Here is a 15590-nt window from a genome sequence, read left to right as displayed (position 1 = left end):
TCCCCGATGACAGTCGAAGAGGCGCTCAGGCAGGCTTATGCGCATTGGAATGCAGGTCAGGCCCCTCAAGCCGAACAGCGTTGCCTGCAGGTCTTGCAGGTGTTGCCCGGGCAGCCAGATGCGCTGCATTTGCTGGGCTTGATCGCTCACGCTTACGGCAAACCTGATCTGGCGATCGACTACTTGCGCCAGGCTTGCCTGCCGCCCACTGCACCCGCGCTCTACCGCAGCAATCTGGCCGAAATGTGCCGTCAGAAGGGCTTGCTGGCCGAAGCGGAACAACATGCGCGACGTGCCACTGAACAGGAGCCGCAACTGGTCGCAGCCTGGAGCAATCTGGGCATCATCCTGCAGGAGAGCGGGAAGTTCGAGGCAGGCCTGCAATGTCTGGAACGCGTGGCCGCGCTGCAACCCGAAAATGCCGAAGTCTTCAACAACCTGGGCAATACCTTCGTGCGCCTGGGACGGCTTGACCAGGCGCAGGAGTCCTATGCACGCGCGCTGACGCTGCACCCTTCCTACGCCGAGGCACACAGCAACCTGGCCTATCTGCTCCACGACCTTGGACGGTACGACGAAGCGATTGCTGCGGCCCGACAAGCCATCGACATCAATCCGCAGCTCACTGACGCCTATTTCAACCTGGCGCAAATCGAAATCTCGCGCATGCGCTATGCCGAGGCCATGCGCTGGATCGATGCCCTGATGGCCTTTGCCCCGCAGCATGTCGGCGCATTGACGGCGCGCGCACTCCTGCTGCTCAAGGCTGACCATCTGGATCAGGCGCTGGCATGCGCGCGCCAGGCGGTTGAACTCATGCCCAACAGTGCCAATGCCCACAATGTGCTGGGTCAGATCTTGCAAGCACTGGGTCAACATGATGACGCTGCTGGATGTTTCGAGCGCGCGGCAGCGCTGCCTGGCACCGTGGCGGAAGAAGCCCTGGTCTCCCGCGCCTTGCTGAGGCTGGAGAGCGGCGACAAAGAAGGGGCCAGCAATGCGTTCGCACAGGTACTGGAACGCTTTCCCGGTTCGGTTCGTTCGATGGCGGCACGAGCGGATACCAAGACCTACCGTGCCGACGATCCCGACATCGCTGCGATGGAGGCCGCCCTGGTACAGGCAAGAAAGCCCTCGCTCAGTCAGCAAATGAGTCTGCACTTTGCCTTGGGCAAGGCTTATCTGGATACGCACGATTCCGAGCGAGCCTTCCTGCACCTCAATCAGGGCAATGCCCTCAAGCGTGCGACCTTCGCGTATGACGCCGGCGCCATCAGCACCTGGATGTGCAGCATTGGCGATGCGTTTGTCCCTGCGCTGATGGACAAATTCAAGCATGCGGGCGCCCCCTCGGCGCGGCCGGTATTCGTTCTCGGCATGCCCCGCTCCGGCACGACGCTGGTAGAGCAGATCCTGGCTTCCCATCCGGGCATCCACGGTGCGGGAGAACTTGGCGCATTGCGCCACGCCGTCGATGCGGCAGGCAAGTTCCCGGATGCCCTGCTGCATTGGGGCAGTGAAGACTTTGCCGCCATCGGGCGCAACTATCTGGCCCGCACCGAGCGCATCGCTCCGGACGCCTTGCGCCTGATCGACAAGATGCCGTCCAATTTCCTGTATGCAGGACTGATTCCGCTCATTCTTTCCGGGGCGCGCATCATTCACTGTCGGCGCGACCCGGTGGACACCTGCCTGTCCTGCTACAGCAAGCATTTCGCGGGGGAGCAGGGCTTTGCGTATCGTCTCGATGAGCTGGGCATCTTCTATCGTGACTATCAGGCGCTGATGGAGCGTCTGCGCCAGGTGCTGCCGGCGGACCGACTGTTGGAAGTCGATTACGAAAGCGTGGTGGATGACCTGGAGAGGCAGGCGCGACGCATGATCGCGTTCCTCGACATGCCGTGGGACGAGGCCTGCCTGCAGTTCCATCAGACGCGCCGCGTCGTCCGTACCGCCAGCGTCAGCCAGGTGAGAGAACCGATCTACGCCACCTCCAAGGGTCGATGGCATCGCCATGCGGCGCAACTCGGCCCGTTGCTGGCCGCGCTCGGCATGGATCTCCCTGCCGGACCGACCGCATAGGAGCGGCTGGCGACCATGTTCGACTACCAGTCCATTCATCAACAGGCGCATGCGCTGCTTGAGCAGGAACGTCTGGTCGAGGCCGAGATCCTGCTGCGCCAGGCGCTGGCATCCGGTAGCGGTCCGGTTTTCCTGTGGAAGCAGCTGGCCCATGCCGTCCGCCAGCAGGGCAAGATCGAGGAGGTTCGCCAGATTCTCGAGATGATCGTGCAGGCGGTCCCTGGCGACATGGCGGCACGCTTCGATCTGGCGGAGATACTCCTCGCGCAAGGCGAGTTCACGCGAGGATGGCAGCAGTACCGTTTCCGCTACAGGATGGACCATACCCGCATGATCGGGCGCCATGTGCAAAGCCCCCGTTGGGAAGGACAGCCGCTTCACGGCAAGACGCTGTTGATCCACGACGAGCAGGGCTATGGCGACACCTTCCAGTTCCTGCGAATGCTGCAATGGGCCCGCCAGCGCAGCGGCGCCCGCATCATCCTCGAGATCAACGCCGAAAGCTACGCGCTTGCTGCCCGCTGCAGCGGATACGACCAGATCATTGTCGCCGGCACCATTCCGCCGCCGTTCGATTTTCACTGCGAGTTGATGAGTTTGCCGCTGGCAATGGGCCTGACGTTGGACGATCTGCCTGTCAGTGTCGGCTACCTCAGCGCCGACCCGGCGCGCCTCGACAAATGGCGTACCCGCCTGGCATCACTGCCACGACCGCTGGTCGGCCTCGTCTGGGCGGGCCGGCCGATCCATGCCAACGACCGGCAACGCTCCATGGGCTTGTCCGAGCTGGCGCCGCTGGCGCAGCAAGGCATCACCTTCCTCTCGCTGCAGAAGGGACCGGCGAGCGCGGAAGCGGCGCATCCTCCACCGGGTATGGCGCTGCTGTCGTTGAGCGAGGAGATTGCCGACTTCGAAGACACCGCTGCCATCCTCAGCCTGATCGACGTGCTGGTATCGGTGGATTCGTCACCCGTGCACCTGGCCGGTGCGCTGGGCAGGCCGGCCTGGGTAATGCTGCCTTTCGTAGCGGACTGGCGCTGGTTGTTGCAGCGTGAGGATACCCCCTGGTATCCCTCGCTACGCCTGTTCCGTCAGCAGTCGCGGGGCGTATGGGGAACGGTCTTGCAATCTGTTCGCGCCGAACTGGGCCGCCTGCGCGAGGCCTCGGTGCAAACCTGACAGGTACAGCCATTTTTCACATTCCAGGAGTCATGTCGTGACCGCCGTGCCACCCAACATCACCACGATTTCACATACCGTCAGTCGCCGCGAGCGCTACATCCACTATGGCCATGACGGTGCGGTGCTCTGGCTCACCGGTCTGTCGGCGTCGGGGAAATCCAGCCTGGCCATGGCACTGGAGCAGGCACTCATGCGCCTGGGATATTCCTGCTATGTCCTGGATGGAGACAATATCCGCAGCGGGCTCAATGCCAATCTCGGCTTCAGTGCGCAGGATCGCCGGGAGAACATTCGCCGTGTCGGCGAAGTGGCGGCGCTGTTCGCCGATGCCGGACTGATTTGCATCACTGCATTCATCTCGCCCTACCGAAGCGATCGTGCCCAGGCGCGCGCCTGCTGCCGCCAGGCTTTTCACGAAATCCATGTCGCCGCCGATCTGGCCACTTGTGAGATGCGTGATCCCAAGGGCCTGTACCGCAAGGCCCGCATGGGTGAGATCGACGACTTCACCGGCATCAGTGCGCCTTATGAGGCCCCCGAACATGCCGACTATATTGTCCGGAGCGGTGCTGAATCACTGGATGAAAGCCTGGATAAGCTGCTGCGCTACGTGCGTACGGTGCTGCCGCGCAACCCAGCATGAAGGCCTTGGAAGAGATATCGGCGGCAACATCCTCCTCCCGCTCCTGCTGAAGCTTGAGTGCAATGACCACGAAAACACGGCGCACAGGAAGATTGTTGCGCCATCCCGGCTGTGTTATCTTCCGTTAACTCATATAGATGACTATATGAGTAGTTGAGTAACTGAATAATTCATCCGATCAATCAATCCGCTACGCGCCGCCATCGGTCTGGCACCACGTTCCGTCACAGCATGGGCTGCCGGGCGGGGCAGCCCGAGGTTGCGCGCCTTCAGCATAGAGGACGAGACATGTTTTCATGGTATCGGCAGGTCACTGCCAAGGAACGCAAGACTTTCTGGGCCTGCTTCAGTGGTTGGGCACTGGACGCACTGGACGTGCAAATGTTCAGCCTGGCCATCCCCGCACTGATTGCAGCCTTTTCGCTCTCCAAGGCCGATGCCGGCATGATCAGCGGAGCCACCCTGGTGGCCTCTGCCATTGGCGGCTGGTTCGCCGGCACTCTGTCGGACCGCTACGGACGCGTCAAGACCCTGCAGATCACCATCATCTGGTTCTCCCTGTTCACCTTCCTGAGCGCGTTCGCCCAGAGTTATCCGCAACTGCTGGTGCTCAAAGCCTTGCAGGGCTTCGGTTTCGGCGGCGAATGGGCGGCCGGTGCGGTGCTGATGGCCGAGACCATCCGCGCCGAACATCGCGGTCGTGCCATGGGTACCGTGCAGAGTGCCTGGGCCGTAGGCTGGGGCGGTGCAGTGCTGCTGTTCTCGGTGCTCTTCACCATGCTGCCGCAGGAAATGGCCTGGCGCGCGATGTTCATCATCGGCCTGCTGCCCGCGCTGCTGGTGGTCTACGTGCGGCGTTCGGTGCCCGAGACCGATGCCTTCCTGGCCGGTCGCAAGGCAGCTGCCGGCAAGCCCGCCGCCAGCACGCTGCTGGGCATCTTCCGCCCCGATGTGCTGCGCCTGACCCTCATCGGCAGCCTGCTGGGCGTGGGTGCGCACGGCGGCTACTACGCACTGATGACCTGGCTGCCGACCTACCTCAAGACCGAGAAGCACCTGTCGGTGCTCTCTACCGGCGGCTACCTGGCCGTCATCATCATCGCCTTCTGGTGCGGCTGCATCGTCAGCGCGCAATTGCTGGATCGCATCGGCCGTCGTCGTACCGTGGCCAGCTTCGCCCTGTGCTGCGTAGCCACTGTGCTGTGCTACATCTTCCTGCCCCTGAGCAACACCCAGATGCTGGTATGCGGCTTCCCGCTCGGCTTCTTCGCCGCCGGTATCCCGGCTAGCCTGGGGGCGCTCTTCAATGAGCTGTACCCCAGTGGCATTCGCGGTACCGGCGTGGGCTTCTGCTACAACTTCGGACGCGTGGCCTCGGCCGGTTTCCCGGTCCTGGTCGGCCACATGAGCGACTCCATGCCGCTGGGCCAGGCCATTGGCATCGATGCTGCCATCGCTTATTCGCTGGTCGTGATCGCCGTGCTGATGCTGCCGGAAACCCGGGGCCGCCAGATGGAAACCGGCGCATGAGTTTTCCCGCCGTGCCCCCAGCCGCGCTGCGCATCGATACTCACGCGCACGTCTTTGCGCGCGGCCTGCCGATGGCCGACGTACGCCGTTACACGCCGGCCTATGACGTCACGGTCGATGAATACCTGGCGCGGCTGGATGCACATGGCATGAGTCATGGCGTACTGGTGCAACCGAGTTTCCTGGGCAGCGACAACGATTATCTGCTGCAAGCCATCGCCCGTGCCCCGCAACGCCTGCGCGGCATCGCCATGGTCGACGCGGATATCGGCCTGGCGCAGTTGCAGGCCCTGCAGCAGGGCGGCGTGGTCGGCATACGCCTGAACCTGGTGGGCGGTGCGCCGCTGCCCGATTTGCGCGGTGTCTGGCACGACACGCTCACGCACATTGCGGCCATGGGCTGGCAGGTCGAGATCCATCGCGAGGCCGCGGATTTGCCGCTGGTGCTGGAACCCTTGCTGGCACTGGGTTTGAACGTGGTGGTCGATCACTTCGGCCGGGTCGATGCGGCGCTGGGCGTGGACGACCCCGGTTTTGGCTACCTGCTGTCCATCGCCGCCTCGCGTCAGGTGTGGGTGAAATTGTCGGCGCAGTATCGCAACGGCGGCAGCGAGGGTGGTGCCCGTTTCGCGCGCCGGGCCTGGCCGCTGCTGCGCCGGCACTTCGGGGTCGATCGCCTGCTGTGGGGCAGCGACTGGCCGCATACCCAGCATGAAAGCGTGACCGACTACGGCGACAGCTGGCGACGCTTCGAGGCCCTGGTGAGTGATGAACAAGACCGCCGGCGCATCACCGGCGAGACGGCGGCGCAGTTATTCCGTTTCGGCTGAGCCTGCGCACCGCGGACAGGGAAGCAAAGAACCCGACGGGGATGGATGTACCGCTGCACTCACGCGGCAGCGGATCTGAGCCGGCATGGTTGGCGTTTTTCATGCGGGGTGCGATACTCTGCCGCGCCGCGCGGAAACAAATCATCGCCGAGCCTGTCCTATCGCGCAGGCCCGACAGCGTGTCGGCACCAGGGTGAACAAGCCGCCAGGGAAGCGGTGTCACGGACAATATTTCTTCGGGATAACATCTTGCCGGGTGGGGCGGCGGAAAGACTGCATTGAACAAACTGGTCAACCGACTTGGCCTGGGTCTCGTGGGCCTGGTCATCTTCTGGGCACTGGATCGCATCAGCACCAATGAACTGGCCAAGAGCAGCGTGCTCATGGCGACCGCCTTGCCGGGCATTGCCGGCCTGTTCCTGATATTGCCCTGGCTGCGCGAGCGGCCGCAGTGGTTCTCGCGCGCTACCCTGGCCGTGCTCGGGCTGTTCTTCCTCGATGCGGCCATCAAGGGTTTCCTGCGCGACTACTTCGGCCTGCGCCCCAATCCCATTCTGGTGCTGCAAGCCGTCTTCAACACCAACCCCGCCGAGAGCAGCGAGTTCTTCCGCCACAACTGGCGCGACGTGGCCCAGGCCGTGCTGGCCTTTGTGGTGATGATGAGCCTGGCCTGGCTGGGCGAGCGCTGGCTGCGACGCCGCGAGCAGGCCCGGCCCGCCGCACCCTGGCGCTGGCGTGGCCGGGCCGCCGTGGGCGCCTTGCTGGCCGTGTTCGTGGCCCTGCATTTCAATCCCACCATGGCCAAGGAAAACCCGCTGCTGTTCTGGCCCATCCGCTATCTCGACTATCGCGACCAACTGGCCCAGGCCGCCAGCATGGAAGCCGATGTGGCGCGCAACATGGCGCATCGCTCCGACTGGCAGGTACGTTACACGGGACCGGAACGCAACACCGTCGTGTGGATCATCGGCGAGAGCCTCAACCGCACCAACATGTCCCTGTATGGCTACGAGCGCCCGACCTCGCCCACCCTGGAAGCGATGCGCCAGGAGCTCATCGTGTTTCGTGACGTGGTCTCCTCGGAACCGGCCACCATGGCCTCGCTGATGAAGATGTTGACGCCCGCCGACCTCAACGATCCGCAGGCCTGGAACCGCAAGCCGGATGTTCTGATGCTGGCGCGCGAGGCGGGGTTCCGCATTCACTGGCTGTCCAACCAGCCCCCCAATGACGGCTGGCTGGGCCTGGTCTCGCGCCGTGCCGACGAGCAGGTATTCATCAACAAGGGGGCCGGGCGCGGTGAAAACAATTTCGACGGCAACCTCTTGCCGGCGCTGGAAACCGCCTTGCAGGACCCGGCCCCGAAGAAGCTGATTGTGGTGCATCTGCTGGGCGCGCACCCTACCTATGACATGCGCTATCCCGGCGAGTACGCGCGTTTCGACACCGTGCGCGACGGCGTGACGGAGAAACTGGAAGGTGCTGACCGCTCGGCTTGGATACGCCAGCTGCGCAATGAATACGACAACGCCATGACCTACAACGACTACGTGGTCGGCAGCATGCTCAGACTCACCATGAACGCGGCGCGGCAGGACAATGCCAGCCTGCTCTTCAGTTCCGACCATGCGCAGGAGGTGGGCCATACGCGCAATCACGCCGGTCAGTCGGTGAGCGACGCCACCGGTTATGAAATCCCGATGCTGGTATGGACCCGCTCCTTCACCGGCAAGAGTCCGGAAGACAAGGCCCAGCTCGAGTACCGTCCCTACCAGACCGACCAGCTGGAGCATACGGTCATGGGCCTGCTGGGCGTGCAGTCACGCTATTACGATGCGCGCCATGACATCCTCAGCGTGCAATTCGGCAGTGGCCATTTTCATCAGCAGCGGCGCATCAATGGCCAGCCCTATCTGCCGCGCACGGTGCTCTACAACCAGGCGCGGTGATCCTGCACGCGCCTGACGTCTGCGACCAGTTCTCGTATCATGCAGCTTTGCGTCGCACATCCCGCCATGTCCAGCTCCCCTGAGATCATCTTTCCCCGCCATGCCGTGATCATCGGCAGCGGTGCCGTCGGCCTCATGAGCGCCATCCATGCGCTCGACCAGGGCTTGCAGGTCACCCTGCTTGATTTCAATGCAGCCGGTAGTGAAGAAGCCTCCAGCTACGGCAATGCCGGCTGGTTGTCCTCGCATTCGGTGATCCCCCCGGTGGAGCCGGGCATGTGGAAGAAGGTGCCGGCTTACCTCATGGATCCGCTGGGGCCCTTGTCGATTCGCTGGCGCTACCTGCCGCGCCTCACTCCATGGCTGGTGCGCAACCTTGCCAGTGCGCGGCGTGATCGCATCCGTAGCACGGCGCGCGCCTTGCGCACCTTGGTGGCCGACGCCCGCAGCCTGCATCTGGAGGTAGCGCAGCGCGCCGGCGTGGCCCACCTGATCGATACTTCCGGCGTCCTGCACGTCTATCGTTCGCGCCAGCATTTCGACAACGACGCCTTCGGCTGGGGTGTGCGCCGCGAGCTGGGCATCCAGTGGCAGGAAGTGGAGGGCGCCGCCCTGCGTGCGCGTGAACCGGACCTGGACCCGGCCTTCGGCTTTGCAGTGCAGGTCGACGAGGCTGGTCACTGTCGCCATCCCGCCGCCTACCTGCAGGCCTTGCAGGCCTATGCACTGGCGCGCGGTGCGCATCGTGTCGACGGGCGCGCCACCGGTTTTCGCGTGGAGCAGGGACGGCTCAAGGCGGTGCTGACCGAACAGGGCGAACTCGCCTGCGATGCCGCCGTCATCTGCGCCGGTGCGCGTTCCAAGGCACTGGCAGCCGCCGCCGGCGATCAGGTGCAACTGGAGAGCGAGCGCGGCTACCACGTCGTCATCAGTGGGCAGGACCACCAGGCGCGCGCCCGTACGCCCATGATGGTGTCCGAATTCAAGGTCATTGCGACCCAGATGGAGACCGGCTTGCGCATTGCCGGGCAGGTCGAGTTCGCCTCCTTCGAGGCGGCGCCGGACTGGCGACGCGGCGAGATCATGCGCGACATCGCGCTCAAACTTTTCCCCGGCCTGCCGCGCACGCTGCCGGTGGAGGACGTGAAATACTGGCTGGGTCGCCGTCCCAGCACGCCCGACGGCATGCCCTGCATCGGCCCGGCCAGCGCCAGTGCCGACATCATCCACGCCTATGGCCACGGTCACATCGGACTGGGTTGTTCAGCCCGCACTGGACGCATCGCCGCACAGTTGCTGGCGGGGCAGGCGCCGGAAATCGATTTGACGCCGTTCAGCCCGCAGCGGTTCTGAACGCCCCGGGAAGGATCAGAAGGCGACATCGCAGGCCGCCGTGATGGTAGCGCGCACGCCATACGCCCCCAGATTGGCCAGCGTAGCCTGATGATGTGCCACCACCTCTGGTACCGACAACACGCCATTGGGCGCGGTGGTGTGCGCTCCGGCGGCCGGCGTCACCGCAAAGCCCAGCGCCAGCGCGCGGCGCACGGTGGATTCCACGCAGAACTCGGTCTGCATGCCGCAGATCACCAGACGCGTCACGCCGCGTTCGCGCAGCAGGGATTCCAGCGCGGTCTGGTGGAAAGCGTCCGAGCCGCGCTTGCGCAGGTAGAGGTCATCGGCCTGGTGATGCAGTCCGTGTGCAAGTTGCCATCCGTCACTGTCGTGCTGCAAGGAGCCGCCGTCTTCGTGTTGTACGAAGATCACCGGCACGCCCGCCGCACGCGCATTTGCCCGCAGCAGGTTGATGTTGGCAATGGTGGCGTCGCCGTCGGCAACGGCCTGCGCACCGGTGCAAAGGGCGCGTTGGACATCGATGATGAGCAGGGCAGTGGTCATGATGGCGAGGCGGCAAGTAGCGAAGGAACAATGCGTCAGGGTAACAGAGTACCCCGCACGGTGCGACGCAGGGATATTGCCAGCGTGACACTGCGGCAATTTGTCCCATTTCATCGGGCCGGGGCCTTGGCTACAATGAGGTCTCCCAAGTTTTTCCATTTCTGCATCTATCTCCATGACCGCCCTGTTTGACCGCGTCGAAGGCTTCCTGCGCAAGGCATCCGGACTGCACATCGTGCTGGCTCTGCTGCTGGTATGCAGCCTGCTGTGCTGGGCCGTATGGGTATGGGCCACCGGCGAGGGCCGCACACCCTTCGCGATGATGCTGGACTTCTGCATCACGCCGCCCGCCCGGTAAGAGGTCCCGTCACTGCCCATGCGTAGTGCGCATGCGCAGGACGTCCAGCGGTTTCATCCGCGCTCCTGCACGCCTGGCGCTGAAGCGCCCTACAATGACTGCTTCCCCGTTCTTCCCCCGGTCGCATGTCCGCTTCGCATTCCCCCAGCGCATTCCATCCCCGCCTGACCCTGCAGACGCTCACCCGTGGTGACGGCTTGTTGGGCATGCGTGCGCATGGCCTGTTCGGGCCACGTGGCGGCATGGTGACGGTGGCGCAGATCGACTGGGTCTATGGCCAAGGCGCGCAGCGCTGGAGCACGCCGGCGCCCGTGGGCCATCCCGATGACGAGCTCACGTACACGCCAGCCCATGTTGTGCGTGACCTTGTTGCCGAGTCCAACGCGCTGGAGATCCTTCGAGAGATGGGCCTGCTGCCCTTGCGGGAAGATGCCCTGCAATGGCGTGCCGACAATCCCCTGCACGACGCCGGTCCCCTGTGGACTCTGATGCTGGAAGAAAGCTTCGGCGATTTCTGGGCCGACCAGGCGCCACGTCTGCAGCAGATGGGCTGGACTCTGCGCGTGCGTCCCGGCTTTGCACATGAGAGCGTTCCGGTCACGGCATGGCGCTTCATCGTCAGCAGCGAGACCGGTGAGGTCAGTGCGCGCGAAGTGGCCGCACCCTTGCTGCCGCGCCCCTTCTCCAGCGAGATCTTCGACGGCCTGGACCCCAGTGGTCGCTGGCTGCTCTCGATGGGCATTGAGGTCGATGGCCAGACCCTGGATGTGGCGCCGATGGTGGCCGACCTGCTGCGCCGCGATCCGCGCTGGGCCGATGCCCAACAGGTAGAGCGCATGGACCCGCACGCCGTGATCTCCCTGCGCGCTCCCGGTGGCCGCCGCATCGATGCCATGGCCGGTCCGCTCAAGGCAGTGGTGCTGGCCCTGCTGGACCTGCTGGTCGACCTCAAGCGCAAGGAAGGTCCGCTGCCACTCTCGCCCTGGGATGCGCATCGTCTGGAGAGCCTGCAGACCGGTCTGCAGACGTTGGACGGTGGCGCGCCCTGGCACCTGAGCGGTGCCGGTGGCGTGCTGCAACTGGCCCGGCGCCTGCGCGCCGCCGGCAGTGTGCCGCCGGTGGCCGCGCCCGGGGGATTGGGTCTGCCCCTGCGCGCTTACCAGTTGCAGGGCGTGGCCTGGATGCAGTACCTGCGCCAGCATGGCCTGGCCGGTATCCTGGCCGACGACATGGGCCTGGGCAAGACTGCGCAGCTGCTGGCCCATCTGCTCATCGAGCAACAACAGGGACGGCTCGACCTGCCTGCGCTGGTGGTAGTGCCGACCTCGCTGTTGTTCAACTGGCAGCAGGAAGCGCAGCGCATCGCCCCCACCCTGCGCGTGAGGGTGCTGCATGGCCAGCAGCGTGCGCAGCATGTCAGCGCCGTTGCCCAAGGACAGGCTGACCTGGTCCTGACCACCTATCCCTTGCTGTGGCGCGACCTCGACCTGTTGCTGTCGCTGCGCTTTCATCTGCTGGTGCTGGACGAGGCGCAGACCATCAAGAATGCCGCCGCCCGCAGCACCGCCGCCGCGCGTCGTCTGCATGCGCGCCATCGTCTGTGCATGACCGGCACACCACTGGAAAATCACCTGGGCGAATTGTGGAGCCAGTTCCATTTCCTCATGCCGGGCTTTCTCGGCGATGCACGCAGCTTTGCGCGACTGTGGCGCAAGCCCATCGAGCAACAGGGAGAAACCGTGCGCGCGCGCCTGCTGGCCCAGCGCGTACGTCCCTTCATCCTGCGTCGGCGCAAGCAGGATGTGTTGCAGGAGCTGCCCGCCCGCATCGAGATCGTCGAGCGCCTGCAATTGCAGGGGCGCCAGCGCGACTTGTACGAGAGCGTACGCATTGCCGCCGACAAGCAGGTACGTCGCGCGCTGGAGCGGCGCGGTCTGGGCAGTAGCCAGGTCACGGTGATGGATGCGCTGCTCAAGTTGCGGCAGGTCTGCTGCGATCCCTATCTGTTGAAGCAGGGCCGCATGCCGCGCGGACTGGAACGCGCCAAGATCGAGTGGCTGTGCGATACCCTGCCGTCCTTGGTGGAGCAGGGGCGGCGCATCCTGGTCTTCTCGCAATTCACCAGCATGCTGACGTTGATCGAGGCGCAACTGCAGACGCTGCAACTGCCTTGCCTGATGCTCACCGGTGACACCGAGCCGGCCGCCCGCAGCGGTGTGATCGCCCGCTTCCAGCGCGGTGAGGTGCCGCTGATGCTGGTGAGCCTGAAGGTCGGCGGGGTCGGCCTGAACCTGACTGCCGCCGATACGGTGGTGCTGGCCGATCCGTGGTGGAATCCTGCCGTCGAAGAGCAGGCCATTGCCCGCGCGCACCGGCTCGGGCAGACGCGCCAGGTCGTGGTCTACAAGCTGGTCATCGAGGGCAGCATCGAAGAACGCCTGCTCGAACTGCAAACGCGCAAGTCCGCCTTGGCCGATGGCATGCTGGGCCGCGATGACACCGCCACCATCAAGTTCGGTGAAGAGGAATTGCAGGCATTGCTGGCACCGCTGGGAGCGGGCATTGCGGAAAAAATCCTGTCATAAGCCCGGCTGATGACAGGATGGTTGTCTCATCAGCTCAGGTTTTCCATTCCGCCACCTCTTCGAGCGTGCGCCTTTCCGCATCCACCGCAAAGCGCAGCGCGCATACCCCGGCCAGCAGCGCCAGACATGCGCCCAGCGCATAGCCTGCGGCCACCGCATGGCGGTCGCCACTGGCGATGAGCCAGCCCAGCAGCACCGGGGCAAGGAATCCGCCTACGCCGGTGCCGATGGCGTAGAAGATCGAGATGGCCATGGCACGCATGCGCAGCGGGAATACCTCGCTGGCGGTGAGGTAGGCCGAACTGGCCGCCGCCGAGGCGACGAAAAACACCGCACTCCAGCACAGCGCCAGCGAGCGCGCATCCAGCAGCCCGGCATTGAAGGCCCAGGCCGTGGCGGCCAGTCCGGCACCGGAGAGCAGATAGGTGGCCGCGATCATGCGGCGACGGCCGATGCTGTCGAACAGATGGCCCAGCAACAGCGGCCCGAGCACATTGCCCAGCGCAAAGGGAAAGATGTAGAGCGCCACGCGATGGTCCGGCACCTGGAAGAAGCGCGTGAGCACCAGCGAATACGTAAAGAAAATGGCGTTGTAGACGAAGGCCTGGGCCACCATCATCAGCGCCACCATCACGCTGCGTTGGCGATAGCGATGCAGCAGCACGTGGGCGATCTCGCGCCAGGGCAGCATGCCGCTGCCTGCCGCGCCACCTTGGGCTGCTGCGCCGGGAGCGTGGTCCACGGCGGGCAGGGCTCCGTGTTGCTGCTCGACCTGCGCTTCGATGCTGCGCACCACGGCTTCGGCTTCGGCGTGGCGGCCGTGCATGAGCAGCCAGCGCGGGCTTTCCGGGACATGCCGGCGCACCAGCAGTACCGCCACCGCCAGCACCGCGCCCAGCAGGAAGCATGCGCGCCAGCCCAATGCGGCGCCCATCACCTGCGGGTCCAGGATTACCAGCGACAAGCCTGCACCCAGCGCCGCCCCGATCCAGAAACTGGCGTTGATGATGAGGTTCACCCGTCCACGCACACGCGCGGGCACCAGCTCATCGATAGCCGAGTTGATGGCCGCATATTCGCCGCCGATGCCCAGGCCGGTCACGAAGCGGCACAGTGCCAGGAACAGGAAATCCTGCGCAAAGGCGGTGGCCAATGTCGCCGCCATGTAAAGCATGAGCGTGAGCATGAAGAGCCGCTTGCGTCCCAGGCGGTCGGTGAGGCGGCCGAAGATGAGTGCTCCCAGCACGGTACCGGCGATGTAGAGCGAGCCGGTCCAGCCGACCTGGGCCGCATCCAGCGCCAGGGTATCGCTGCGCTCCAGCACGCTGCCCAGCGAGCCGACCAGGGTCACTTCCAGCCCGTCCAGCACCCAGGCCACACCCAGTGCGATGACCACGCGCCAGTGCCAGCGCGACCACGGCAGGCGGTCGACGCGGGCAGGGATGTTGGCGGACGGGGTGGCAATCATCGGGGGCTCCGTGGACGGGGAATGCGGGTCGGGTGCATCCTGCAGCCCGGGCCTGAACGGCAGACCGTGTGCCGGTGGCGCCGGTTCCTGTGGATGAGCTTGGCCGCCTGTCGCCCCCGGCGCCTCAGTCATTTCCTGATGGGCGCCTGCGAGGCCGCGCGCTACCATCGCCGCATGACCTGAGATAACGACGACGGGGAGGACATGGACTGGTTCGACAACATCATGCAGTACGCCATCTATGCCGCCCTGGCAATGTGTTCGCTCGGGCTGGTGGCGGCCATTGCGCTGTTCATCGCGCTGGAACACCGCTGGCAGGAGCGCGTGACGCAGGATGTGGAGGACCTTGCCGCCCGCTTGCAGTCCGGGCCCCGCGATGACAACCTGCCCATTCATCCCTGGGAGGAGTTGCGCAACCGCATCGGCGAGATGCAGATCGTGGACGAAGAGACCGACCGGCCCAGTCCCTACAAGAACGTCGCCTGACGCTCCCGCGCTTTCTTTCCCGGCACCGGCCGGGCCCTAAGGCGCCCGCGTGATCGGGGTGGATCACAATGCGCCCATGATCAGCATGGAAGCCTTCGTGCGGGCCGATCTCTCCAGTGCCGATGGACTTGGTTGCGCGTGTGAACTATCTCGGCTTGCGTCATCTCACCGAACTGCTGATTCGTCGCATGCCGCCCGGCAGTGCCATCGTCAACGTGGCCTCCATCCTGGGTGACTTCGTGACCATGCTCGGGCAGGAGCGCGTGCAGAAGGATTTCCACCGCGTGAAGCGGCCGGCCTATCCGGACGAGATCGCCGCTGCCATCGTCTGGCTGTGCGATGACGGCAGCCGCTGGATCAATGGCGTGAACCTGCCGGTCGATGGCGGCGTGGCGTCGACCTATCTGTGCGTTGCCCAAGGCCACCAGACTGCTGGACAACATTCCTACAACAGACAGAGCCGTTGTCCGCTTAACGGCCCGCTTTTCCGGCGTGATACTGCTCTCAACAGTGACAACGCGGCACGCTTGCTTGCCGCGACAAGACGGGAGATCCGCACCATGCCAGCCACCACCCCA

The 15590-nt window shown here is 64.7% G+C and carries 12 protein-coding genes and 1 pseudogene; 11 read left to right on the top strand and 2 right to left on the bottom strand.

Going from position 1 to position 15590, the window contains the following annotated elements; translation table 11 throughout:
• The first annotated feature begins 6 nt into the window (after window positions 1–6).
• The 7 genes from GWL_RS19190 to GWL_RS19160 all read left to right on the top strand — a co-directional run bounded on the left by GWL_RS19190 (window position 7) and on the right by GWL_RS19160 (window position 9569).
• On the top strand, window positions 7–2082 hold the full coding sequence (locus GWL_RS19190) for a tetratricopeptide repeat-containing sulfotransferase family protein (protein WP_008333433.1): 2076 nt from the start codon (window positions 7–9) through the stop codon (window positions 2080–2082).
• Between the two features lie 15 nt (window positions 2083–2097).
• The gene (locus tag GWL_RS19185) at window positions 2098–3261 is read left to right on the top strand and encodes a tetratricopeptide repeat protein (RefSeq protein ID WP_008333431.1); all 1164 of its coding nucleotides are present in this window, start codon (window positions 2098–2100) and stop codon (window positions 3259–3261) included.
• 37 nt (window positions 3262–3298) lie between these two features.
• A complete protein-coding gene (cysC, locus tag GWL_RS19180; protein ID WP_008333430.1) occupies window positions 3299–3907 on the top strand; it encodes an adenylyl-sulfate kinase in 609 nt (202 codons plus the stop codon).
• Between the two features lie 288 nt (window positions 3908–4195).
• Complete coding sequence (locus GWL_RS19175) at window positions 4196–5437, top strand: MFS transporter (RefSeq protein WP_008333429.1); 1242 nt, start codon at window positions 4196–4198, stop codon at window positions 5435–5437.
• Window positions 5434–6267 carry an amidohydrolase gene (locus GWL_RS19170; RefSeq protein WP_008333420.1) on the top strand — a complete coding sequence of 278 codons (834 nt, stop codon included), beginning with the start codon at window positions 5434–5436 and terminating at the stop codon, window positions 6265–6267. Before GWL_RS19175 ends, GWL_RS19170 begins: the two co-directional genes overlap by 4 nt.
• 278 nt (window positions 6268–6545) lie before the next feature.
• Complete coding sequence (locus tag GWL_RS19165; protein ID WP_008333413.1) at window positions 6546–8216, top strand: phosphoethanolamine transferase; 1671 nt, start codon at window positions 6546–6548, stop codon at window positions 8214–8216.
• Window positions 8217–8282: 66 nt separating this feature from the next.
• Window positions 8283–9569 carry an FAD-binding oxidoreductase gene (locus GWL_RS19160; protein WP_008333412.1) on the top strand — a complete coding sequence of 429 codons (1287 nt, stop codon included), beginning with the start codon at window positions 8283–8285 and terminating at the stop codon, window positions 9567–9569.
• Window positions 9570–9584: 15 nt separating this feature from the next.
• On the opposite strand, the gene GWL_RS19155 is transcribed toward GWL_RS19160, so the two are convergent.
• A complete protein-coding gene (locus GWL_RS19155; protein ID WP_008333411.1) occupies window positions 9585–10115 on the bottom strand; it encodes a cysteine hydrolase family protein in 531 nt (176 codons plus the stop codon).
• Between the two features lie 175 nt (window positions 10116–10290).
• On the opposite strand from GWL_RS19155, the gene GWL_RS19150 reads away from it, so the two are divergent.
• Both GWL_RS19150 and GWL_RS19145 read left to right on the top strand, forming a co-directional pair.
• The gene (locus GWL_RS19150; protein ID WP_008333409.1) at window positions 10291–10473 is read left to right on the top strand and encodes a hypothetical protein; all 183 of its coding nucleotides are present in this window, start codon (window positions 10291–10293) and stop codon (window positions 10471–10473) included.
• A 125-nt stretch (window positions 10474–10598) separates the two neighbouring features.
• Window positions 10599–13058: a DEAD/DEAH box helicase gene (locus GWL_RS19145; protein WP_034351479.1), complete on the top strand. Its 2460-nt coding sequence runs from the start codon at window positions 10599–10601 to the stop codon at window positions 13056–13058.
• 34 nt (window positions 13059–13092) lie between these two features.
• Here GWL_RS19145 and GWL_RS19140 read toward each other — a convergent pair whose 3' ends face one another.
• The gene (locus GWL_RS19140; protein WP_008333402.1) at window positions 13093–14526 is read right to left on the bottom strand and encodes an MFS transporter; all 1434 of its coding nucleotides are present in this window, start codon (window positions 14524–14526) and stop codon (window positions 13093–13095) included.
• Between the two features lie 204 nt (window positions 14527–14730).
• On the opposite strand from GWL_RS19140, the gene GWL_RS19135 reads away from it, so the two are divergent.
• Together GWL_RS19135 and GWL_RS23120 are read left to right on the top strand one after the other, a co-directional pair.
• Window positions 14731–15012: a hypothetical protein gene (locus GWL_RS19135; RefSeq protein ID WP_008333400.1), complete on the top strand. Its 282-nt coding sequence runs from the start codon at window positions 14731–14733 to the stop codon at window positions 15010–15012.
• A 40-nt stretch (window positions 15013–15052) separates the two neighbouring features.
• A pseudogene (locus GWL_RS23120) lies at window positions 15053–15416 on the top strand (SDR family oxidoreductase); the annotation flags it as partial.
• Window positions 15417–15590: the final 174 nt, after the last annotated feature.

It is taken from the genome of Herbaspirillum sp. GW103, assembly GCF_000261365.1.
In the GTDB taxonomy this organism is placed as follows: Bacteria; Pseudomonadota; Gammaproteobacteria; order Burkholderiales; family Burkholderiaceae_D; genus Herbaspirillum.
This window is presented reverse-complemented; position numbering and strand designations above follow the sequence as displayed.

Excerpts from the sequence above, each read along its gene's own strand:
- GWL_RS19190 (WP_008333433.1), top strand. The coding sequence starts at position 7 with ATGACAGTCGAAGAGGCGCTCAGGCAGGCTTATGCGCATTGGAATGCA.
- GWL_RS19185 (WP_008333431.1), top strand. The coding sequence starts at position 2,098 with ATGTTCGACTACCAGTCCATTCATCAACAGGCGCATGCGCTGCTTGAG.
- GWL_RS19175 (WP_008333429.1), top strand. The coding sequence starts at position 4,196 with ATGTTTTCATGGTATCGGCAGGTCACTGCCAAGGAACGCAAGACTTTC.
- GWL_RS19170 (WP_008333420.1), top strand. The coding sequence starts at position 5,434 with ATGAGTTTTCCCGCCGTGCCCCCAGCCGCGCTGCGCATCGATACTCAC.
- GWL_RS19160 (WP_008333412.1), top strand. The coding sequence starts at position 8,283 with ATGTCCAGCTCCCCTGAGATCATCTTTCCCCGCCATGCCGTGATCATC.
- GWL_RS19155 (WP_008333411.1), bottom strand. The coding sequence starts at position 10,115 with ATGACCACTGCCCTGCTCATCATCGATGTCCAACGCGCCCTTTGCACC.
- GWL_RS19150 (WP_008333409.1), top strand. The coding sequence starts at position 10,291 with ATGACCGCCCTGTTTGACCGCGTCGAAGGCTTCCTGCGCAAGGCATCC.
- GWL_RS19145 (WP_034351479.1), top strand. The coding sequence starts at position 10,599 with ATGTCCGCTTCGCATTCCCCCAGCGCATTCCATCCCCGCCTGACCCTG.
- GWL_RS19140 (WP_008333402.1), bottom strand. The coding sequence starts at position 14,526 with ATGATTGCCACCCCGTCCGCCAACATCCCTGCCCGCGTCGACCGCCTG.
- GWL_RS19135 (WP_008333400.1), top strand. The coding sequence starts at position 14,731 with ATGGACTGGTTCGACAACATCATGCAGTACGCCATCTATGCCGCCCTG.